14 protein-coding genes, 1 tRNA gene and 2 rRNA genes are annotated in these 21,054 nt (G+C 65.5%); 4 read left to right on the forward strand and 13 right to left on the reverse strand.

Annotated features, from left to right (window positions below; all coding sequences use genetic code 11):
- Nucleotides 1-58: 58 nt before the first annotated feature.
- The 4 genes from RYH79_RS14335 to RYH79_RS14350 form a co-directional block, all read right to left on the reverse strand.
- Nucleotides 59-2,969: ribosomal RNA gene (locus tag RYH79_RS14335) — 23S ribosomal RNA — on the reverse strand.
- A gap of 211 nt (nucleotides 2,970-3,180) precedes the next feature.
- Nucleotides 3,181-3,252, reverse strand: a tRNA-Ala gene (locus tag RYH79_RS14340).
- A 96-nt stretch (nucleotides 3,253-3,348) separates the two neighbouring features.
- A 16S ribosomal RNA gene (locus RYH79_RS14345) occupies nucleotides 3,349-4,819 on the reverse strand.
- The 16S and 23S rRNA genes sit together here with 1 tRNA gene alongside, the layout of an rRNA operon.
- Before the next feature lie 1,107 nt (nucleotides 4,820-5,926).
- Nucleotides 5,927-6,235: a non-histone chromosomal MC1 family protein gene (locus tag RYH79_RS14350; protein WP_370900275.1), complete on the reverse strand. Its 309-nt coding sequence runs from the start codon at nucleotides 6,233-6,235 to the stop codon at nucleotides 5,927-5,929.
- Nucleotides 6,236-6,451: 216 nt separating this feature from the next.
- Between RYH79_RS14350 and RYH79_RS14355 the strand changes: the two genes are divergently transcribed.
- Entirely contained in the window at nucleotides 6,452-7,429 is a 978-nt protein-coding gene (locus RYH79_RS14355; RefSeq protein ID WP_370900277.1) for a methyltransferase domain-containing protein, read from the forward strand.
- 28 nt (nucleotides 7,430-7,457) lie between these two features.
- Here the strand turns inward: RYH79_RS14355 and RYH79_RS14360 are convergent, their stop codons facing one another.
- From RYH79_RS14360 to RYH79_RS14380, 5 genes are all read right to left on the reverse strand, one after another.
- The gene (locus RYH79_RS14360; RefSeq protein ID WP_370900279.1) at nucleotides 7,458-8,060 is read right to left on the reverse strand and encodes a protein sorting system archaetidylserine decarboxylase; all 603 of its coding nucleotides are present in this window, start codon (nucleotides 8,058-8,060) and stop codon (nucleotides 7,458-7,460) included.
- Nucleotides 8,061-8,064: 4 nt separating this feature from the next.
- Entirely contained in the window at nucleotides 8,065-9,108 is a 1,044-nt protein-coding gene (locus tag RYH79_RS14365) for an AAA family ATPase (protein WP_370900281.1), read from the reverse strand.
- 65 nt (nucleotides 9,109-9,173) lie between these two features.
- Nucleotides 9,174-10,352 (reverse strand): OapC/ArvC family zinc-ribbon domain-containing protein, encoded by a 1,179-nt coding sequence (locus RYH79_RS14370; RefSeq protein WP_370900283.1) that lies wholly within the window; start codon nucleotides 10,350-10,352, stop codon nucleotides 9,174-9,176.
- A gap of 174 nt (nucleotides 10,353-10,526) precedes the next feature.
- The gene (locus RYH79_RS14375; RefSeq protein WP_370900285.1) at nucleotides 10,527-10,922 is read right to left on the reverse strand and encodes a DUF2073 domain-containing protein; all 396 of its coding nucleotides are present in this window, start codon (nucleotides 10,920-10,922) and stop codon (nucleotides 10,527-10,529) included.
- Nucleotides 10,923-10,928: 6 nt separating this feature from the next.
- Entirely contained in the window at nucleotides 10,929-11,570 is a 642-nt protein-coding gene (locus RYH79_RS14380) for an Era-like GTP-binding protein (protein ID WP_370900287.1), read from the reverse strand.
- A gap of 1,418 nt (nucleotides 11,571-12,988) precedes the next feature.
- Here RYH79_RS14380 and RYH79_RS14385 point away from each other — a divergent pair.
- A complete protein-coding gene (locus RYH79_RS14385; RefSeq protein WP_370900288.1) occupies nucleotides 12,989-14,983 on the forward strand; it encodes an AAA family ATPase in 1,995 nt (664 codons plus the stop codon).
- 299 nt (nucleotides 14,984-15,282) lie between these two features.
- Here the strand turns inward: RYH79_RS14385 and RYH79_RS14390 are convergent, their stop codons facing one another.
- The 3 genes from RYH79_RS14390 to RYH79_RS14400 form a co-directional block, all read right to left on the reverse strand.
- Nucleotides 15,283-16,389: a S24/S26 family peptidase gene (locus RYH79_RS14390; protein ID WP_370900290.1), complete on the reverse strand. Its 1,107-nt coding sequence runs from the start codon at nucleotides 16,387-16,389 to the stop codon at nucleotides 15,283-15,285.
- Between the two features lie 175 nt (nucleotides 16,390-16,564).
- Nucleotides 16,565-17,869, reverse strand: a complete 1,305-nt coding sequence (aspS, locus tag RYH79_RS14395) for an aspartate--tRNA(Asn) ligase (protein ID WP_370900292.1) — start codon at nucleotides 17,867-17,869, stop codon at nucleotides 16,565-16,567.
- A gap of 44 nt (nucleotides 17,870-17,913) precedes the next feature.
- Complete coding sequence (locus RYH79_RS14400) at nucleotides 17,914-18,063, reverse strand: zinc finger HIT domain-containing protein (RefSeq protein ID WP_370900294.1); 150 nt, start codon at nucleotides 18,061-18,063, stop codon at nucleotides 17,914-17,916.
- Between the two features lie 89 nt (nucleotides 18,064-18,152).
- On the opposite strand from RYH79_RS14400, the gene RYH79_RS14405 reads away from it, so the two are divergent.
- Both RYH79_RS14405 and RYH79_RS14410 read left to right on the forward strand, forming a co-directional pair.
- Nucleotides 18,153-18,698: a J domain-containing protein gene (locus RYH79_RS14405; RefSeq protein ID WP_370900296.1), complete on the forward strand. Its 546-nt coding sequence runs from the start codon at nucleotides 18,153-18,155 to the stop codon at nucleotides 18,696-18,698.
- Nucleotides 18,699-18,796: 98 nt separating this feature from the next.
- Complete coding sequence (locus tag RYH79_RS14410) at nucleotides 18,797-20,431, forward strand: GTPBP1 family GTP-binding protein (RefSeq protein ID WP_370900298.1); 1,635 nt, start codon at nucleotides 18,797-18,799, stop codon at nucleotides 20,429-20,431.
- Here RYH79_RS14410 and RYH79_RS14415 read toward each other — a convergent pair whose 3' ends face one another.
- Nucleotides 20,432-21,052, reverse strand: a complete 621-nt coding sequence (locus tag RYH79_RS14415) for an HAD family hydrolase (protein WP_370900300.1) — start codon at nucleotides 21,050-21,052, stop codon at nucleotides 20,432-20,434. It lies immediately after the preceding gene.
- Between the last annotated feature and the right edge of the window lie 2 nt (nucleotides 21,053-21,054).

The following is a 21,054-nucleotide window of genomic DNA, read 5'->3' on the forward strand; positions in this document are numbered from 1 at the left end:
AGACCGTGTGTTCGTGCAATCCAGAAACCGCCTGGGCCCGTCTCGCGGGCACAGTACATGAGTGTGGCTCAACCTGTTAGTTCTCGCGGGCTGAACGTCTCGTTGCCTCGACGCGTACACCCCGAGTCTATCGAACTCGTCTTCTACGAGTGGTTTCTACGGCACCTCTTTTCCAGGTGGGTTTCGAGCTTAGATGCGTTCAGCTCTTACCCCGTGTCGCGTAGCTTCCCGGCATATGCCCTTCCGGACAACCGGTACACCAGTGGCGACCGTTCGTAGTTCCTCTCGTACTATACGAACGTTCCCGTCAGGTGCCTCACACCCCCAATAGATAGCAGCCGACCTGTCTTACGACGGTCTAAACCCAGCTCACGACCTCCTTTAATAGGCGAACAACCTCACCCTTGCCCGCTTCTGCACGGGCAGGATGGAGGGAACCGACATCGAGGTAGCAAGCCACAGGGTCGATATGTGCTCTTGCCTGTGACGACTCTGTTATCCCTAAGGTAGCTTTTCTGTCATTTACCAGCCCCATTGAGAGGCTCGGTAAGTTCGCTAGACCACGCTTTCGCGTCAGCGTTCCTCGTTGGGAAGAACACTGTCAGACCACCTTTTGCTCTTGCGCTCTTCCGCGGGTTCCCGACCCGCGTGAGGTGATCTTGGGGCGCGCTCGATATCTTTTCAAGCGCGTACCGCCCCAGTCAAACTGCCCAGCTACCGGTGTCCTCCTCCCGGAGTGAGAGTCACAGTCGCTGACGGGTAGTGTTTCATGTGGGTCTGGGCGCCGTGCTGGCGCACGGGCCTCGGTAACGACTCCTACCTACTCTGCACATCAGCGACCATGTCTCAGCGACAGCCTGCAGTAAAGCTCTATAGGGTCTTCGCTTCCCCTTGGGGGTCTCCAGACTCCGCACTGGAACGTACAGTTCACCGGGCTCAGCGTTGGGACAGCGACGCTCTCGTTGATCCATTCATGCAAGCCGCTACTGAAGCGGCAAGGTACTACGCTACCTTAAGAGGGTCATAGTTACCCCCGCCGTTGACGGGTCCTTCGTCCTCTTGTACGAGGTGTTCAGATACCCGCACTGGGCAGGATTCAGTGACCGTACGAGTCCTTGCGGATTTGCGGTCACCTGTGTTGTTACTAGACAGTCGGAGCGTCCGAGTCACTGCGACCTGCCCCGTGGAGGGCAGGCATCCCTTATTGCGAACGTACGGGACTAAGTTGCCGAATTCCCTAACGCCGATTGGTCCCGAAGGTCTTGGCTTGCTCTGCCAGAGCACCTGTGTCGGATCTCGGTACGGACACTACGCTTCCCTTTTCACGGGCTCTAGGTTGAGCCAACTTTCGCTATCTCGCCGTTCGTCCGCTTCGTGCCGTTACGGCTTCCACGGATTTTGACGATTCGACCGGGCGAAAGCCCGGCTTGACCGACCCCAAAGCGTCGGGTTTCACTGCGTAGTGGTACTGGAATATTAACCAGTTGTCCAGTTGTCACATTCGAGTTACGGTGTGACTTAGGACCGACTAACCCTCGGCTGATCGACAGTGCCGAGGAACCCTTGCTCTTCAGACCCTCGGGGTTCGCACCCGAGTTTCGCTGCTACTGTGACCAGGATTTTCGTTTCTGTCCGGTCCACGCGAGCTCTCGCCCGAGCTTCCGTCCGAACAGAACGCCAACCTACAGGATCGCGGTTTCACCCGCGCCGCTGGGTCTCGGAGGTGGACTTGAGCCCCGATCATTTTGGGCGCCTCAAACCTCGGCCGGTAAGCTATTACGCTTTTCTTAGAGGGTAGCTGCTTCTAAGCTCACCTCCCGGCTGTCTATGGCTCGAGACAACCTTCAATCGCACTTAGTCCACACTTTGGGTCCTTAGCCCAGCTCTGGGTTGTTCCCCTCACGGTGCCCAGGCTTACCCCAGGACACCGGACTCCCCACGTCCACGGCGTCCGTACGTTCGGAGTTCGACAGGAAGGTCCACTCCTCTCGGGGTGGACGCTTCCAATCGGTAGCTCTACCGCACGGACTACCTCAGTGGAGGTCATGCTTCGACATGTTTCGGTTGGAACCAGCTGTTTCCAGGTTCGATGGGCCTTTCACCCCTATACGCAGATCACGGGAGGGTATTGTAGGACACCAACCCTAACGGGCCTCCACGCACCTTTCGGTGCGCTTCACCCTGTCCGCGCATAGATCACCTGGTTTCGGGTCGTACTCGTTCGACTCCCCGCGCTTGAACACGGTGGCCCTCGCAATGCTGCGGCCGTATCGGTTTCCCTGCGCCTTCCTCGATGATCGAGTTAGACTCGCCGGACGAGTACACTCCCTGGTTCGTTTTTCAAAACGTACGACGGAACACCGGCTTCCCGAGATCCCTACTGTGTCCTCGCGGACAGGTCGTTTCTCTCGGGACCTTTCGTGCCCCGTCGCTCCATCGCCAACTGATTTCAGGCCCTATTGCACCGCCCTTCTCGGGGTGCTTTTCAGCGTTCGCTCGCGCTACTTGTTCGCTATCGGTCTCGGAGAGTGTTTAGCCTTCCCAGTCGATGCCTGGGACGTTCACGAGGGATATCCAACCCCCGATACTCTGGGTACTGGTCCGCGTTCGACAACTACGGTACGGGGCTGTCGCCCTGTTTCGCGCTCCGTTTCAGGAGACTTCTCGTAGTCGTCGAGCGCTTGTTACCAGCCCGAACACCACATTGCTCGTGAGAGCTTCGGTTTGGGCTGTGTCGCGTTCACTCGCCGTTAGTAACGACATCGCATTCGCTTTCTCTTCCTGCCCCTACTGAGATGTTTCAATTCGGGGCGTTCCCCATTGCGCGTGGCAATTGCTGTGGGGATTCCCATTAGGAAATCTCCAGTTCTTAGCCTCCGTGCGGCTCCCTGGAGCTTATCGCAGCTTGGCACGTCCTTCGTCGGCATCCGAGCCGAGCCATCCACCAGCTGGCACAGTAGCCAGCAATGATGATACTGTAAACCCGTCGTGAGACGGGCCCAGTTAACGTCTGGATTGCACGTACACACGGTCTCATCACACACCCCAGTCGATTGCTGGGCGCGTGTTCGACCCTTCCCACCCACGTTCACACGGAGTGGTGCATCGGTCTTGGTTGGGATTCCGGGTAACGCCCTGTCCCGTATAAGGGACACGGTTTCGACCCGGTTTCCCGCTGAGTGGACCCACTGGGATTCGAACCCAGGGCATCCTCCTTGCAAAGGAGGCACTCTACCGCTGAGCTATGGGCCCAACCTCTGACGGAGCTTCGACAGTTCGAAGGTGCCCGATCGGCGTCGACCACGGACCGAATAGGTGGGCCAGGGCGTCGCCCTGGTCCCGATCAGTAGGAGGTGATCCAGCCGCAGATTCCCCTACGGCTACCTTGTTACGACTTAAGCCCCCTTGCGAAGCCCAGATTCGACCGCCGTAAGGCGGCCTCATCCGGACCTCACTCGGGTGCTTTGACGGGCGGTGTGTGCAAGGAGCAGGGACGTGTTCACCGCGCGCTTCTGACACGCGATTACTACCGAATCCAGCTTCATGCGGGCGGGTTTCAGCCCGCAATCCGAACTACGACCGGGTTTGAGAGATTACCTCCACCTCTCGGTGTCGGAACCCACTGTCCCGGCCATTGTAGCCCGCGTGTAGCCCAGCTCATTCGGGGCATACTGACCTACCGTTGCCCGTTCCTTCCTCCGCCTTAGCGGCGGCAGTCTCCCTAATGTACCCAGCTACCACAAGGGTACTGCTGGCAATTAAGGACGCGGGTCTCGCTCGTTGCCTGACTTAACAGGACGCCTCACGGTACGAGCTGACGGCGGCCATGCACCTCCTCTCAGTAGGTCTGACAAGCTCATCACACTGGTCTTCATTCCTACTGTCGGAGCTGGTGAGATGTCCGGCGTTGAGTCCAATTAAACCGCAGGCTCCTCCGGTTGTAGTGCTCCCCCGCCAATTCCTTTAAGTTTCATCCTTGCAGACGTACTTCCCAGGCGGCCTGCTTCACGGCTTCCCTACGGCACAGCACTGGCTCGTAGCCAGTGCCACACCTAGCAGGCATCGTTTACGGCTGGGACTACCCGGGTATCTAATCCGGTTCGAGACCCCAGCTTTCGTCCCTCACCGTCGGGTCCGTCTTCCCAAGGTGCTTTCGCCATCGGCGGTCCGTCCGGGATTACGGGATTTCACTCCTACCCCGGACGTACCCCTTGGGTCTTCCGGCCCCAAGCCGAACAGTTTTCGCCGGACGCCCACCAGTTGAGCTGGTGGATTTCCCGACGAACTTGCTCGGCCGGCTACGGACGCTTTAGGCCCAATAAAATCGGCCATCACTCGTGCTGCCGGTATTACCGCGGCGGCTGGCACCGGTCTTGCCCAGCACTTGTTCCTGAACGTCCTTACCGTTCAGAAAAGCGAGGACTGTATGCCCTCGCACTCGGGGTCCCCTTATCGCACTGTCGTGCAGTGTAAAGGTTTCGCGCCTGCTGCGCCCCGTAGGGCCCGGAATCTTGTCTCAGATTCCGTCTCCGGGCTCTTGCTCTCACAACCCGTACCGATTATCGGCACGGTGGGCCGTTACCCCACCGTCTACCTAATCGGCCGCAGCCACATCCTACGGCGTCGGAACGTTTCCGGTTCCGGGCGTTCCAGCGTCGGAACCGTATGGAGTGTTAGCCTCAGTTTCCCGAGGTTATTCTCCTCCGTAGGGTAGTTTGGCCACGTGTTACGGAGCTATTTGCTGCGGGTCTAACCCGCACAACTAGCATGGCTAAATCGGACCCCGATAGCAATGGCCTCCGGCAGGATCAACCGGAATGTCGCCTCCGAACGGAGGCGGGTTGGCGGAATCGCTATCGGTCCGTTCGGTGACACCCATCGGGTGGCACCGAACTGTCGAAGCTCACATCAGATACCGTCTTGCGGCGGACCGCAGGGGCGGAATCCTCATCTCTTTCGGATCTGAACAGTGTCCCGCAGGGGACTTAACCCCTTCGGAACACGTCCGATCCGACCAACGCCCCGTGACCCCGGGGCGCCGGTGTGCGTGTTACCACCGAGGAGACGTTCGGGTATAAACCCGTCGAACCTCGGTGAGTGGACGACGGCTGCACGGTGGGCGGCCGTCGTCCGGGCTTGCTTCGCATTCCCACCTGAGTGCCCGACGACGAAGTCGTCGAGCCCGAGCGGGAACGCCGTCGTGCCGGGTCTGCGTCGCACGTCCCGGCGCGACCTTCGCATTCCATTCGAAGGCAGGAGCACTGATAAGCTCGTTGTTTCGTCCCCTCCACGTCATGCGGTTTCACGCCGCGCGAGTATGAACATCCGTGTAGGACAGGAGCCGTTTCGGGGGGAGACCTCCTCTCGGGGGCGATCGAGAGCGGGCAGGTCGTTGTAGAGTGGGAGAGAGGAGGAACTACGCGAGGGGACAGCTCCGGGAGACGGCTGTACCACCCGCGTAGTGTGCAGGACACGGTGACTGTGCCCGGCCCTCGACTCCGGCGACTCACGGTGTCCGGTGTGTGAGGCGGGGAGACCGCTCGTTCTGTGTGTAACACTACAGGAACTGCTCGTACCGTACTACAGGAACTGCCCGTACGGTGTACGTGGTGGTCTCGTATTGTGTGCGCGGTGCGCGTCCCGTGCGGGCGCGCGGGCCCACGCGCGGGGCGTGTCTCCGGAGTGAGAGTCGACGGCGTCGACCTGTGGCCCGTCGGAGCCGACAGCGTCGGGCTGTCGGCAGACACCGAGACGGACGGGCGCGTGTAGCGAGGCTAGGGGTGGACGGGTCGTCCCGCGCGAGTGCCCGGTCACACCGGGTGAGATCACGCGGAGAAGGTGAGTAGCCGTTCGTACGGGCACTGTCCGTTCCGCCGGCGGGAGGACGGCTGACAGCACTGTCGTCACGAGGTCGCTGGGTGGGTAGCTACTCCTCTAGGTGTTCGATCCCCTTCTTCGAGACGTTCGCCTCGGTGATCTCGCCCGGCATCCAGTCGGGCTTGTTGTCCGGTGCCGTCTCCTCCCAGGCCCAGCCGTCGTAGATGTGCACTTTGTCTGTCCCCTTCTCGCGGAGCCTGAGCTCCGTCTGTTCGGCTGCGTCCTCCGAGCCGGCGGGCTCCAGCCGACGGGCGGCTTTCAACGCCGCCTGTCGCGGCGTGTTCCCGGAGAACACACTGGGCTCGTCCCCATCTCCCTCTCGAAGGGCGAAGTTCCGCTTACCGTCGTCACGTACCATGGTTTTGCCTCCGTGTGAAACGAACACACACTGGGGGATAAACGTATCGGGCAAAGTCGTCGCCCTCTTGCGGTTTGCTTATAAAGTAACTCTGTTTGACAGGCGACGACGACCCAGATGCCGTGTGAGGCGAACGGCTACGAGGGGTGTGGGGGCTCGCGCGCGCCCGGACGGCCAAGCGGGACGTTCATACCCACGGCCGTCCGGTCGTCTACCGTGTACGCGCTCGAACTCGTCGGTGAGGAAGACGACTTCGCGGCTGCGGAGGCGGCGACGGCCGCGGCGACGGTCGAACTCGTCGCTCCCGGCCTCGCCGTCGCGCGTGGACTCCGGACGGACCGTGTCTCTCGGCTGGCGTACACGCGAACGGCGAGTCGGGTCGTCGGTAGGACGGACGCGGACGTAGAGAGCGTGCGTGCGCTGCTGTCGGCCGCGGCGTTCGACGACACGGACGCGACGGTCGCCGTCCGCGCCAGAGACGTCCGCGCGACGGCTGGAGTGAGTACGTCGCGCGCCGAACGAGAGCTCGGAGCGGTGCTCGTCGACCACGGGTTCGGCGTCAACCTGGACGACCCCGACCGAGAGCTTCGCGTCTCGTTCGCGGGCGACACCGCGTTGGTGGGGTGGCTCGTCGCCGAGTCCGTGCGTGACTTCGGCGAGCGTGCGCCGACGGACCGACCGTTCTTCCAGCCCGGGAGTATGGCACCGCTCGACGCCCGAGCGTACGCCAACCTCGCGGGCGCCGGACCGGGCCAGACGATCCTCGACCCGATGTGTGGCACCGGCGGTCTGCTGATCGAGGCTGGTCTCGCCGGCAGTCGTGTCGTCGGCGTCGACGCACAGACGAAGATGGTCCGTGGCGCACGCCGGAACCTCGGCGCGTACCTAGACGGCGAGTTCGCGCTCGTCCGGGGCGACGGGACGAGCCTCCCGGTCGCCGCCGACGCGGTCGACGGTGTCGTCGTCGACGCGCCGTACGGCAGACAGTCGAAGGTCGCCGGCCACCGACTCGACGAGCTCGTCGGGGGTGCGCTCGCCGAGGCGGCCCGCGTCGCCCGCCGCTGTGTGCTCGTCGGCGACCGGGACTGGACGACCTCGGCGGAGGAAGCCGGGTGGAGTGTGCGGGCGACGTTCGCCCGGCGTGTCCACCGTTCACTCGTGCGTCACGTCCACGTTCTCGACGGGAGCGAGTGAGCGAGCCGGTGGTCGCTCGCGGCCGCGCTCACTCGACGATCACCGTCTCGCCCGCCCGGACCGCGTCGCCGACGGCGACCGTCACGTCCTCGGGGTCGTACTCCGGCGGCAACACGAGATCCGCGCGCGAGCCGAAGGCGATGTGACCGGTCCGTTCCCCCCGGGCCAGTTCACCCCCGGCGTCGACGTACGGCGTGATCCGGCGGGCGAACCACCCGGCGATCAGTGCCCCGTCCACGTCGTCGACGCGGTACTCGAGGCGTTCGTTGCGTTCCGACTCCTTCGAGAACGCCGGTCGGTGACCGCCGTCGCGGTGGTCGAGCCGTTCGACACGGCCGTCGGTCGGGGCGCGCGTGACGTGAACGTCGAACGGGCTCATGAAGATCCCGACACGCACGCGATCGTCGTCCGTCCGGAGCACGGAGACGTGTCCGTCGGCGGGCGCGACGACCGCTGCGTCCGGCGTCGTCCGTTCGGGGTCGCGGAAGAACCAGACGACGAAGCCGGCGACGGCCAGCGAGACGGCAGCCAGGGGCGGCGCGAACGGGACAGATACGAGTGCGACCGCGAGCACCGGCGTCGCCCACCGTCGCACCCCCGGAGCGAACCGCGTGGTGAAGCTCGTGTCCATCGGCTCAGGCGGACGCTGTCAGCTCCTGGTCGAGCGACCGACGCCCGGCAGCCCACGACGTGAGGAGGTGGGTGAGGTGGAGTCGGTCGTCGGTGCCACGCGCCATCGTGAGGTCTACCTCGCCCGCGAGGGCGTGGAGCCGGGCGGCGCCGTCCGCGCCGATCTCGGAACTGCTGCGGGAGACGCGCAACAGCTCTCGCAGCAGTGTGTCCCCGTCGAACCCCTCCTCGTACAACAGATCGTCCAGTGTGTCGCGAGCCGCGCGCACGTCGCCGCCACGGGCGTCCAACAGCGCTCCGCGGAGGTCGTCGTCGACGCCGACGCTGTCGAGCGTCTCGTAGGCCGTCTGCATCGTGATCTCGTCGTGTTCGACGGCGGTCGCCTGTGCCGACAGGATCGCCCGGCGGAGGTCGCCGCCGGCGGCGCTGGCGACGAACTCCAGCCCCTCCGACTCCACAGACACCGCCTCGCGGTCGCAGATGGCGGCGAGCACGTCGATCACCTCGTCCGTCGTCGGCGCCCGCACGGGGACGGGGAAACACCGCGACCGGATCGGCGGGATCAGCTTCGACGGCTGCCGGGTGACGATGGCGAACTGTGTCGTCCGGTGGTACTGCTCCATCACTCGTCGCAGTGCCTGTTGGAAGTCCTCGCGGATCGCCTCCGCGTTGTCGAGTACGACCGTCTTGTACTCGCCCGCGACGGGCGCGTTCGCGGCCGACTCCTTCAGAACGTGGTTCACCATGTCTCGCTTGGGCATCGACGACCGACCGGCGAGGAAGGGGGCGAAACGGGGGTCCTCGCGGATCTCCTTCTTCGTCCGGTCGAAGAAGTCCGCGACGTTGATCTCGACGAGGTCGGCGTCCGGATTCTCGTGGGCCGCGTCGGCGAGCGCACGAACCCCGGCGGTCTTCCCCACCCCCGACGGTCCGTGGACGACGAGGTTCATCGGCTCGTCGACCGCGCGCTCCAACCGCTCGCGGAGACTGTCCTGCGGGAGTTCCGCCAGTGACGGTGCGTGTCGCTCCGTCCAGGTCGGCCCGTCCATCTCTGTGGGCCGTACAGGCGCCGCGAGTATGAACCTGGCCGTTCCGTCGGTCCGGAGAGTCGGCGTCAGTCCTCGGGAGAGTCCCACGCCTCCGGCATCTCGATGACGTACCGGCCGTCCTCGCGCAGTGAGATGATGAACTCCTCGCGGTCGTACAGTTCGACGAGATTCAGCTCGTACTCTCCCGGGCGGACGATCCGGATCGACTCGAACTGGTCGTTGAGCTCCTCTCGCATCCGCTCGAACTCCGAGTCGACGACCGGCTCCTGTGTCTCGTCCGGCCGTGAGGCTGCCGGTGTCGAGTCGGGACTGGCGTCGGATCCCGTGTCGGATGTGGCGCCCGATTCCGCGGGAGTCGTGTCGGGTTCCGTCGCCGGTGCACTGCCGGACTCCGGGTCGGAACCGTCGTCGCGGTACTCCGGGAGTTCGTCGCCGGAGACGATCGCCGAGCGGGCGTCGGCCTGCGCGGTGTCCTCGACGCTCGGGTCGCCGCCGTCGTCCCGGGCGGACGGAGCGGGGTCCGTCTCGACATCTGCGTGTGGACGGTCACCCGTCACCGAACCCGGCCGGTCCGGTGAGGTGTTCGACTCCTGGGACGTGTTGCCCTCGGTGTCCGTCTGTGGTGTCTCCCGGGTCTCTCGCGTCTCGGATGTCCCGCGTGTCTCGTGCGTTTCCGGTGTCTCGGATGTTCCGCGTGTCTCTCGCGTCTTCTCCGTCTCGCGTCGGCGCTGACGGTCGTCGTCGAGCGTTGGCTCTCCGGCAGAGCCCGTCTTGTCGTGGGCGTCCGGGGGTGTCGTCGACGCAGTGTCGGGCCAGTCGTGGGACTCGAACGGGTCGTCCGTGTCGACACTGGAGTCGGTGGAGGTGGTGCGGTCGGAGTCGACTGGGTCGGGCGAGTTGGTGGTGGTCCGTTCGGTCGGGTCGGGCGAGTCGGTGGTAGTCCGTTCGGTCGGGTCGGGCGAGTTGGTGGTGGTCCGTTCGGTCGGGTCGGGCGAGTTGGTGGTGGTCCGTTCGGTCGGGTCGGGCGAGTTGGTGGTGGTCCGTTCGGTCGGGTCGGGCGAGTCGGTGGTGGTCCGTTCGGTCGGGTCGGAGCCACCTCGGGTCTCGCTCTCGCCTTCGGCGGTGTCCGCTCCGGACGACGGGTCGAACTTGAACTTGTTACCCCCACAGTCCGGGCAGCCCGACAACATCTCCTTCGAGCCGTCGGGGAACGTTCGCCCGCAGTTCGTGCATTCGTGAGGCATGTTATGCGTTGAGTTGCGACATCTTGCTCGTGGGTGTGGGGTGGTTCAGTCGTCGTGTCTGCGTCCGCGTTCGTCCGGGATGTTCCCGTCGTCGTCTTCGGGTTCGTCCGGAGCGGGTTCGTGTTCGTCCGGAGCGGGTTCGTGTTCGTCCGAGCCGTCCGCGTCGCCGGTCGTCTACTTCCGGGAGACGAGTGTGCTGATGAAGTCCTCGTCTTTCTCGATGGTCTCGATCTGGTTCGCCGGACCGATCACGGTGAGCTTGTTTCCCTCCGTCTCGGAGCCGGTGAGTCGGCTGATGAACCCGCCCGAGGAACTGCTGGGGCGTGGGTACGTCTCGATCTCGATTCCCGAGAAGTCGTCCGGACTGATCTCCGTCATCGTCACCTCGATCAGCCGCGACTCCTCGTCGGGCGTCAGCCCCTCCTCCAAGACGACGATGTCGCCGTCGCGGACGGAGTCTAAGATCAGCCGGATCTTCTCCATCGAGGTCAGACCGTCCATCCGGGCTCCGCTGATCAAGTCCATCCGGACACCGTCTGCCTCGCCGTCGTGCGTGGTTGCCTCTGCCATACTGTCTCACCCGAAGTACTCTGCGATCTTCTCGTACACTTCGTCCATGTTGTCCCCCTCCAGCGCCGAGAGCGGGACCGTCTCGTGTTGCGGGAAGGCGTCCGAGACCCGCTTGACGTCCGCGTCGCTCAAGTCCGTCTTGTTGGCGAAGATGAGCACCGGGAGCTCCTGGCTCTCGATGATCCCGACGAGCATCGTGTTCACCTGCGTGAACGGGTCGTTCGTGCTGTCGAGCACGTACACGACCCCGTCGACGTCCTCCCGGAGCCAGTGCATCGCCTCGGCGACGCCTTCCGTCGCCTCCCGGGACCGCTTGACGGCGTCGTCTTTCTCCATGTCGTGGTCGAGGAACTCCTTGTAGTCCACCTTCGTCGCTACCCCGGGGGTGTCGACGATGTCGATGGTGACTGTCTTCCCGTTCCGTTCGATCGTCACGTCCTCCTTCCGACGAGCGCGTCGTGTCTCGTGTGGGATGTGACTCTCCGGCCCGACCGCGTCTCCGGTCCAGTCGCGGGCGATCCGGTTCGCCAGTGTGGTCTTTCCGGCGTTCGGCGGTCCGTAGATTCCGATCCGTTTCGGCTCGGACTCCGAGAACAACCGGTCTGTGACCCGTGAGATACTGTCTCTGAGATTCGTGAGCAGACCCATTCTGACCTCCGCCTCCCTTCCCGTGGATGGCGTTGTCGGCACAAGCCCGCCACGTCACTTAAACACTACGTCGGTCCGAACCACCGGGCGGAGGATTCGGGCGGATCACGGCCTCGAACACCGACGCTGGGCGACTGGGACAGTCTGTACAGAGTCTTGCGGTGGGTGTGGGTTCTGGGGGTGAGACGGATTCGGCTGGTAGTAGAGGTGGACTCGGCTGGTAGTAGAGGTGGACTCGGCTGGTAGTAGAGGTGGACTCGGCTGGTAGTAGAGGTAAGCTCGGATAGTAGTGGAGGTGGACTCGGCTAGTGGTAGGAGCGGGATCTGGCAGTGGGACGAGGTCGAGCGGGTGAGGAGTAGACGGGCAGCGTGGAGCGCGGAACACGGAGCACGGGTCACAGGGTACAGAGTACGGGGCACAGGGCACGGGGTACGGAGCATCGAATTCTATATAGCGTATATACTCGTGTGTTGTCTATTACTACTGGGTGACGAGCGAGCTATTAGCATAGTTTTACTCTGAGTATATACTCGACGACTGTAGCCGTACCACTCTGTAGTCGGCGTAGTGGACGAGAGAACCCCCCCACCCCATCGTTTCGAGTGGAAGCGGAGGACGGTGGGGGCGGTGGTGAGCGTTGAGCGGAAGTAGTGCGTAAGACACAGCTGCCGCGTACAGCACAACAACCACGACACGACAGAAAAGAACCGGTTGCTGTGTCGTGCGGGTATGGTTAGTTGACGTGGATAATAAAACCTTCTACATACAGATACCCCCCTGGGGGGAGGGGGGACCCCCTCCGACTCCCGTCTCCACTCGAAACGATGGGGTGGGGGGGTCTCCCCCGACCACTTCGAGTCGAACGGCCGGCGACGGCTCCACTTCGACTCGAACACCACGGGCGAGGACCGGTTTCCAGTCGAACTGCACCACTCCCGATCGGTTCGACTCGAACCGCTCCCCCGAGCTCGGTTACCCCGAACCCCAGTCGGGGTGACGAGATCGACTAACTTCGTGCGGCAGCACCGGCCGCCGCCACGCTCTCGTTCGGCTCACTCCTCCGGCTCGCTCTACTCCGTCTCCGCTGGCCTCGAGGTCGGCGACGTGTTGTGACCGACGTTCCTCCGCCCTCGGTTCTCTCACCTCCAGTCTCTCTCGCGATCGCTCTGTCCGCGCCGTCCCTCCCCTCTCTGCCGTGGCCCGCCGTCTCTGCCGTCCACTCGAACGATAGATCCGTTCCGACCTCGGCCTGTTGGATGGAAAGGCTTTTTACCCGGCTATTCGTCTATTTCGTTTGCATCAATTGGAGCGGGGTCGGGGCCCGTCTAGACGAGAATCGGCTCGTGAAGGGTACAAGACTCCGTTCTCTCCGGCAGAGTGGGTGATCTCCACCCGAAACAGAGGGGTAACGACGCGTATGACACGAGACGATCCGACGGACGGCGCCGACGACGAGCAGACCGACGGTGGGGCGTCGGGTGCGTCCAGCGACGCAGAGAGTCCGTCCGACCACCGAGACGCACAGCACGACCGCGATCGCGCCGACGAGAGCTCCGACACCGAGACCACTGACGACGAACTCGGCGAGGGACGAGAGGAGCCGGCGTACACCGGAGACGACACCGGAGACGCCGACGGCACGACCGGGAACGATCGGGGACAGAATCGCCGGATCGACTCCGTCGACGAGCTCGTCACCACCGACTCGTCTGGAGACGGTAACCCAGACCCGACGGACACGGACGGCACGACGCCTTCGGCGAACACGGACGGCACGACCGCCGAGACCGGTGCAGGGGACGAGTCGAACCCACAGTCCGGCGGTGATCGCCCGGCGAACGACGCCCGCGACGACACTGCTCGGGACGGCTCCACGGATGCCGGCGCCACGGACACCGCGCCAGGCGACGCCGAGAACGTCGGCACTCCGCCCGGGGTCACGGACACGACGGTGACGCCGGACTCGCGTTCGCGGTCCGACACGGCGGTCGACCTGGACGTGGACGAGGTGCTCGGCGACGAAGACGACTCCACCGGGTTGTTCGACGACCTCCTCTCGGGAGATCCGATCTTCGAGAACAAGGAGGTGCTTCGGCCGTCGTACACGCCACAGAACCTCCCTCACCGAAACGACCAGATCAACCAGATGGCGACGATTCTGGTCTCCGCGCTCCGGGGGGACACGCCGTCGAACATCCTGATCTACGGGAAGACGGGGACGGGGAAGACGGCGAGTGCGAAGTTCGTCTCACAGGAACTGGAGTCGACGAGCCAGCGGTACGACGTCCCCTGTGAGGTGGAGTACATCAATTGCGAGGTGACGGACACCCAGTACCGGGTGCTCGCGCAGTTGGCGAACAAGTTCATCGAGAAGAACCGGGAGACCATCGCGGACCGCCTGGACGACCTCCGCTCGGTCCGTTCGCGTGCAGTCGAGGACGCGAGCACGCTCCACACGACGGAGTTCGACTCCGTCACGGAGCTAGACGACCGGATCGAGTCGTTGGCGACGGACCGCGACGAGATGGAAGAGGTGCCGATGACGGGGTGGCCGACGGACCGCGTCTACTCGGCGTTCTTCGACGCCGTCGACCACCACGAACGGGTCGTCGTCATCATGCTCGACGAGGTGGACAAGCTCGTCGAGAAGTCCGGCGACGACACGCTGTACAACCTCTCGCGGATGAACTCCGAGCTGGAGCACGCCCGGATCTCGATCATGGGGATCTCGAACGACCTGAAGTTCACCGACTTCCTCGACCCTCGGGTGAAGTCGAGTCTGGGCGAAGAGGAGATCGTGTTCCCGCCGTACGACGCCAACCAACTGCGCGACATCCTCCAGCACCGTGCCGAGGTGGCGTTCGAGCCGGACGCGCTCACGGAGGACGTGATCCCGTTGTGTGCCGCGTTCGCGGCCCAGGAGCACGGTGACGCTCGACGCGCGCTAGACCTCCTCCGGACTGCGGGTGAACTCGCAGAACGCAGCCAGGCGAACCGCGTCGAGGAGTCGCACGTCCGGCAGGCACAGGACAAGATCGAGCTCGACCGGGTCGTAGAGGTCGTGCGGACCCTCCCGACGCAGTCGAAGATCGTCCTGTTCTCGATCACGCTCTTAGAGAAGAACGGCGTAGAGGCGATCAACACCGGTGAAGTGTTCAACATCTACAAGCGGCTGTGCGAGGAGATCGACGCCGACGTGCTCACACAGCGGCGCGTCACGGACCTGATCTCCGAGCTCGACATGCTCGGGATCGTCAACGCGGTCGTCGTCAGCAAGGGGCGGTACGGCCGGACGAAGGAGATCTCGCTGTCCGTCCCGTTGGACGAGACGGAGGCAGTGCTCCTCTCCGACTCGCGGCTCGGCGACATCGACGACGTCCAACCGTTCGTGCAGGCCCGTTTCGACAACTGACGGGTCGACGGCCTGGACGGCCACCCGGTCGCCGACCCCGACTCCACTCCAGCCGACGACCGAGACTCCACCCCAGCCGACGACCGAGACTCCACCCCAGCCGACGACCGAAGCCCTGCTCTAACCGACGACCACGATTCGTTCCCCACCCCAGACGCCGCCGGTACGACTCGAACGCCTTTTGTGACGCAACCACGAAACGGAGAGTCCGCGCTCCCGTTCCGACAACCCGTGACTGCCGTCGTCACCCCTTGTTTTCGATTGCAGAACCGCAATACGGCACGACGACGACTTCGAACTCAGGCTCCAGACGAAACGGTGGTCCGTTCGGAGTCGACACGAGCCGTGGTGCCCCGAGCGGCGTCGCCCGAGACCGAACAGACTCCTGGCCCGCGTTCGACACCAGCCGCTGCTGCTACAGTTCCGGCGCCACCTGTCGTCGCCACAGCCCGGGTGCCGGCCGTCGGCGCTGTCACGGCGCCGGGTGCCGCCGTCGGCGTCGCGGCGGCGGCGAGCCCCAGGTCCACGACTGGCCCGGGCGTCGTCGTCGCCGCGCCGGAGAACACGAGCCTGATCCAGCCCAGCAACGGGATACGGATCCGAGCGACCCCGCGGACCCACTCCGGCCGCACCGGCGGTGCGCCGATGGCGTTCACCTGGTCGTACATCGCGTTGTTGTCGCCTTTCGTGACGAACCCGGCGTTCGGCGCGGGGCAGTTCGGCACCTCGTCACAGGAGTCCCCGGGGAGGTAGTCTGGGTTCGCCCGGTCGTACCAGTTCTCGCCCGCCTCCACGTGGAAACGCGCCCGGTGAATGATCGGTGGGCCGTACCGCCCGGGTTGTCTGTAGACGATCACCGAGCCGGCCTGGCCGAACGTGGAGTAGCCGGCCTCGGAGCCGACCTCGTAGGTGACGATCCCCGTGGTCCCTCGTGCGGCGTCGGGAGCGAACCGTCCGGGCTCGGTGACGAACACGAGGTCACCTTTCTGCATGTGGGGCTCCATACTGCCGGACTCGACGGCCACCATCGGCGGCCAGATCCCGGAGACGGCGAACAACAGCGCGCCGACGACCGCGACGATCAGCGCCGACGACAGCGTCTCCCGGAAGAGAACGACCGGCGTCGACTCCGACTCGCGGAACCGGGTCACGATGCCGGCGTCCGCCAGCTCGTCGTCGAGGCGGCCGTCGTCGATGCCCCCGTCGCCGTCACCACGCACGGCTCCGTCGCCGAAGCCGTGCTCCCCGCCGCGACTGTCCCCTGCTGGTTGCTCGTCGGCTCCTCCGGTGTCCTCTGTCGGTTCCCCCGGATCGGTTCCGTCTGCCGACGACGGGCCGTCGACACCGTCCCCCGACCCGGTGGACGGCGACGCCCCACTGTCTCGCGGGGCCTCCTCGTCTGTCATCGACGGCGATTTAGCGGCGATGTGGGTGAACCTTCTGGTTCACTGGACTGCAGAGAAGGTCGTCGTGTCACCGTCGGGTCACACGCGACGACGCGATATCTCCCGCGATGCGGGCAGTCTCGCGGGAACTCGGTCACTCCGCTCCCCGTTCCCGCTCGACGAGCAACGCCGTCGCCTACGGCGACAGACGTTGCCTGTCTCGCGGGAACAACACGGCTTCCCGGATGTTGTCCAGCTCCAGCATCGTCGTCACGAGCCGGTCTGCGCCCATCCCCCACCCGGCGTGAGGCGGCATCCCGAACCGGAACATCTTCGTGTAGTACTCGAACTCCTCGGGGTCCAGCCCCTGTTGTTCGAACCCGGCGACGAGCTCCTCGTACCGGTGTTCACGCTGTCCCCCGGAGACGAGTTCCATCCGCGGGTGGTTCAGGTCGAACCCGGTGGACACGGTCTCGTCGTCGTCCGTGTCCATGATGTAGAACGGTTTGATCTCGGAGGGCCAGTTCGTGATGAAGTGGTGCCCGCCGATCTCCTGGCCGAGGACGTGTTCCGCCTCCGTCGAGAGGTCGTCGCCCCACTCCAGCGTCTCGTCCAGTTCGCCCGTCTCGTTGACAGTGTCCAACGCCTCGCGGTAGGTCACCCGCGGGAACTCCCCTTCGGGCACGTCGAACTCGTCTGTGATCTCCAACGCCTCGAGTTCGTCCGCACAGTTGTCCGCGACCGCCTCGTAGGCGTTCCGGACGACGGCCTCCGCCACGTCCATCGCCTCGTGGTGGTCGTAGAACGCGGACTCGAAGTCGATGGAGGTGGCCTCGTTGAGGTGACGCGGCGTGTTGTGTTCTTCCGCCCGGAAGATCGGGCCGATCTCGAACACGCGCTCGACGCCGGAGCCGGCGACGAGCTGCTTGAACAGCTGCGGCGACTGGTTCATGAACGCCTCCTGCCCGAAGTACGAGATCGGGAACAGCTCCGTCCCCCCCTCCGTCCCGGTGGCGACGATCTTCGGCGTGTTGATCTCCGTGGCGTCGTGGTCGCGGAACGTCTCGCGGGTCGCCCGCAGCACCTCCGACCGGATCTCGAAGATCGCCTCCACGTCCGGCTTCCGGGCGTCCAGCGTCCGGTTGTCCAGCCGCGTCGGCAGTTCGGCGTCCACCTTCCCGGAGGGGTCCAGCGGCAGCTCCGGGTCCGCGCCGGCGACGACCTCGAACTCCTCCGGCGTGATCTCCACCCCGGTCGGGGCGCGTGGCTCCTCCTCTACGGCGCCGGTCACTCGGATGACCGACTCACGGTGGGCGTCCAGCCCGCGCTCTACGAGGTCGTCGTCCATCTCGTCTTTCTCGAACTTCACCTGGATCTTCCCGGTCGTGTCGCGCACGATGAGGAAGGCGATCCCGCCCAGGTCTCGTACCTCGTGCACCCAGCCGGCGACCGTGGCCGTCTCTCCGGCCGTCGCGTCTGCCGTGTACGTTCGTCCGTCCATACCGGTCGGTCGGCCGCGGACCGGTTAAAACCGGTCGATTCGGCTCACCGACGACCGCCCGACACGCCGGCACACTCGGCACACAGTCCCGTCGTCCCCTCGTAGTGGTCGTCACACACGGCCGCGCCACAGGCGTCACAGGCGTACCTCGCGGACGACGCTTCACACACCTGACACAGTCCCGCACGGTTCACACCGACACTCCGAGTGCCGTCCGTTCGAAACTTTTGGCCGTCCCCGCCGCCGACGACGGATTTACGACCGCTCGGCCCGCAGACGAGGCGTGGACAGAGACACGCTCGTCCTGGGCATCGCCGCGGTGTTCGCGGGGACGTTCGTGACGATGAGTGTTCTCGCCCTCTCTCACTCGTTGTTCCTCGCGTTCGTCGCCGTCCCGTTCGGCGCGGCCGCGTACTTCATGTGGTGGCAGGTCTCCGGCGACCTGGAAGAACGGTTCCGCGGGCGACGCGCCCCGGGCGACCGCCGCGCGGCCGAGGCGCGCCGCCGCGCCGCCGAGGGGACCACTGGCGGCAGCTCTCGGTTCGCCGAGGAGGCCCGGAAACGCGCCGCGGAGGGTGCCGCCGGCCGAGAGCGTCGCCGGGCCGCGGGTGCACGCGCGGGCTCCGGTCGCGGTCCCGGCACTGCCGGCTCGACCGGGATGCCCGCGAGGGAAGCGTACGACACCCTCGACCTCTCGCCGGACGCCTCCAACGAGGAGGTGAAGTCGGCGTACCGCGACCGGGTGAAGGAGGTCCACCCGGACAGCGGCGGAGACGAGGAGGCGTTCAAACGGGTCAACCGGGCCTACGAGACGCTCCGAGAGGACTGACCCCTCCCCGACGAACCCCCTGACTCCGGAGAACTCGGCCACTCACCGAGGTGAGCGGCGTGAAAAGGTTGATACTCGTCGGTGACCCACAGTGTCACATGTCCGCGGATCGGGCTCCGCTCAGGCGGGCCATCCGGCGCGGCGAAGAGGAGGGCGGCAACGTCGAGTTCAAGACCCGCCTCACGCGGGACGTCCACCTCGGCGACGGACGCATGGAGAGTCTGGTCGCTCAGCTCCGTCACCGCGTGTTGTCGGGCGACGGCGAGGCGCTGTACGTCGTCGGCGTGACGGACGACGGCGGTGTCGCCGGGATCGCGCCCGAGGCCTTCTCCGAGACGATGGACGTGTTGTCGTTGCTCGCCGAGGAGGCGGACGCCCACATCGAAGACGTCGAGACGTGGAGCGGCGGCGACGGCTCCGCCGACGAGGACGGACTCGTCGGGCTCGTCGAGATCCGCGAGGGGGCGATGCTGGAGACGAACGACGAACACATCGTCGTCGGCACGGCCGGCCACGTCGACCACGGGAAGTCGACGCTCGTCGGCTCGCTCGTGACGGGCCAGGCGGACGACGGCGAGGGGGGCACCCGGTCGTTCCTCGATGTCCAGCCTCACGAGATGGAACGTGGGCTCTCTGCGGACCTCTCGTACGCCGTCTACGGGTTCGACGACGACGGTCCCGTCCGGATGGACAACCCACACCGCAAGTCCGACCGCGCGCGGGTCGTCAGGGAGGCCGACAGGCTCGTCTCCTTCGTCGACACGGTCGGTCACGAGCCGTGGCTCCGGACGACGATCCGAGGGCTCGTCGGCCAGAAGCTGGACTACGGGCTGTTGACGGTCGCGGCCGACGACGGCCCGACGAAGACCACCCGCGAACACCTCGGGATCCTGCTCGCCACGGATCTCCCGACGGTCGTCGCCGTGACGAAGGTCGACGCGGTCGACGCCGACCGGATCGAGGCCGTCGAGCGCGAGGTCGAACGGATGCTCCGGGACGTGGGGAAGACCCCGCTCCGGGTCGACCGCCACGGCGTCGCCACGGCCGTCGAGGAGATCGGCGACGGCGTCGTCCCGGTGTTGCGGACCTCCGCGGTGACGGAACGCGGCCTCGGTGAACTCGACCGCCTGTTCGAGGCGTTGCCCAAGCGGTCGAACGACGCCGACGGTCGGTTCCGGATGTACATCGACCGGACGTACGACGTGAAGGGTGTCGGTGCGGTCGCCTCCGGCACGATCCGGTCGGGCGAGGTGGAGGCGGGCGACGAACTCCTGGTGGGGCCGATGCCCGACGGCCGATTCCGCGAGGTGGAGGTTCGCTCCATCGAGATGCACTACCACCGGGTGGAGGCCGCCCGCGCCGGCCGGATCGTCGGCATCGCGCTCAAGGGGATCGACGAGTCGGAGATCAACCGCGGCATGGCGTTGGTGCCGCGAGACACCGACCCGACGCCCGTCCGGGAGTTCGAGGCGGAGGTGGTCGTGTTGAACCACCCGACGAGCATCCGCGACGGCTACGAGCCGGTCGTCCACCTGGAGACGGTGAGCGAGGCGGTCGTGTTCCACCCCGACGGCGGTCAACTGCTGCCGGGCGACTCCGGCGACGCCACTGTCGAGTTCAAGTTCCACCCGTACCTCGTGGAGGAGGGCCAGCGGTTCGTCTTCCGCGAGGGGCAGTCGAAGGGGGTCGGCACCGTCACCGGGATCGAGCGCACCGCCGACCGCTCGGAGTAGCTACACGATCACGGCCCGGACGCCCGCCCGGCGCGCGGCCGCCAAGTCCGTCCCGCTGTCGCCGACGTGGACCGCCCGTTCGGGCCCGACACCGAGCACCGACAGCCCGCGTCTGATCGGCTCCGGATCCGGCTTCGCCGGGCAGTCGTCGCCCGCGAACACGACCCCCTCGACCCGGTCGTCCAGCCCGACCGCGGCGAGTTTCTGCCGCTGCGTCTCTCGTGGCCCGTTCGTGACGACCGCGTACGGCACGCCGCGGCCGTCGAGCCCGTCGAGGAACCGCTCGGCACCGCGGCACCACCCGACGTTCCCGTGGTCGCGCTCGGCCGCGAACGCCCGGGCGAGCGAGCGGCCGGTCTCCGGATCGTAGTCCCGCTCGGCCGCGAGCGCGGCGAAGCACTCTCTGCGGAGTTCTCGCATCGAGTCCGTCCGCTCGGCGAACTCGTCGAACCGGTCGTAGTACGCCTCCACCGGAAACGGGGGGTCGACACCGACCCGGTCGCCGGCGACCGCGAGCAACTCCCCCGGCGACCGCCGGTAGTCGACGAGCGTCCCGTCCAGGTCGAGCGTCACACCGTCGGGGTCGCCCAGATCGGTCGGGGCCGTCGGAGCGCGCGTCACGG

This window comes from Halobaculum sp. MBLA0143 (assembly GCF_041361465.1).
GTDB lineage: Archaea > Halobacteriota > Halobacteria > Halobacteriales > Haloferacaceae > JAHENP01.

Excerpts from the sequence above, each read along its gene's own strand:
- RYH79_RS14380 (WP_370900287.1), bottom strand. The coding sequence starts at position 11,570 with ATGGGTCTGCTCACGAATCTCAGAGACAGTATCTCACGGGTCACAGAC.
- RYH79_RS14375 (WP_370900285.1), bottom strand. The coding sequence starts at position 10,922 with ATGGCAGAGGCAACCACGCACGACGGCGAGGCAGACGGTGTCCGGATG.
- aspS (WP_370900292.1), bottom strand. The coding sequence starts at position 17,869 with ATGGACGGACGAACGTACACGGCAGACGCGACGGCCGGAGAGACGGCC.
- RYH79_RS14350 (WP_370900275.1), bottom strand. The coding sequence starts at position 6,235 with ATGGTACGTGACGACGGTAAGCGGAACTTCGCCCTTCGAGAGGGAGAT.
- RYH79_RS14390 (WP_370900290.1), bottom strand. The coding sequence starts at position 16,389 with ATGACAGACGAGGAGGCCCCGCGAGACAGTGGGGCGTCGCCGTCCACC.
- RYH79_RS14365 (WP_370900281.1), bottom strand. The coding sequence starts at position 9,108 with ATGGACGGGCCGACCTGGACGGAGCGACACGCACCGTCACTGGCGGAA.
- RYH79_RS14370 (WP_370900283.1), bottom strand. The coding sequence starts at position 10,352 with ATGCCTCACGAATGCACGAACTGCGGGCGAACGTTCCCCGACGGCTCG.
- RYH79_RS14410 (WP_370900298.1), top strand. The coding sequence starts at position 18,797 with ATGTCCGCGGATCGGGCTCCGCTCAGGCGGGCCATCCGGCGCGGCGAA.
- RYH79_RS14360 (WP_370900279.1), bottom strand. The coding sequence starts at position 8,060 with ATGGACACGAGCTTCACCACGCGGTTCGCTCCGGGGGTGCGACGGTGG.
- RYH79_RS14385 (WP_370900288.1), top strand. The coding sequence starts at position 12,989 with ATGACACGAGACGATCCGACGGACGGCGCCGACGACGAGCAGACCGAC.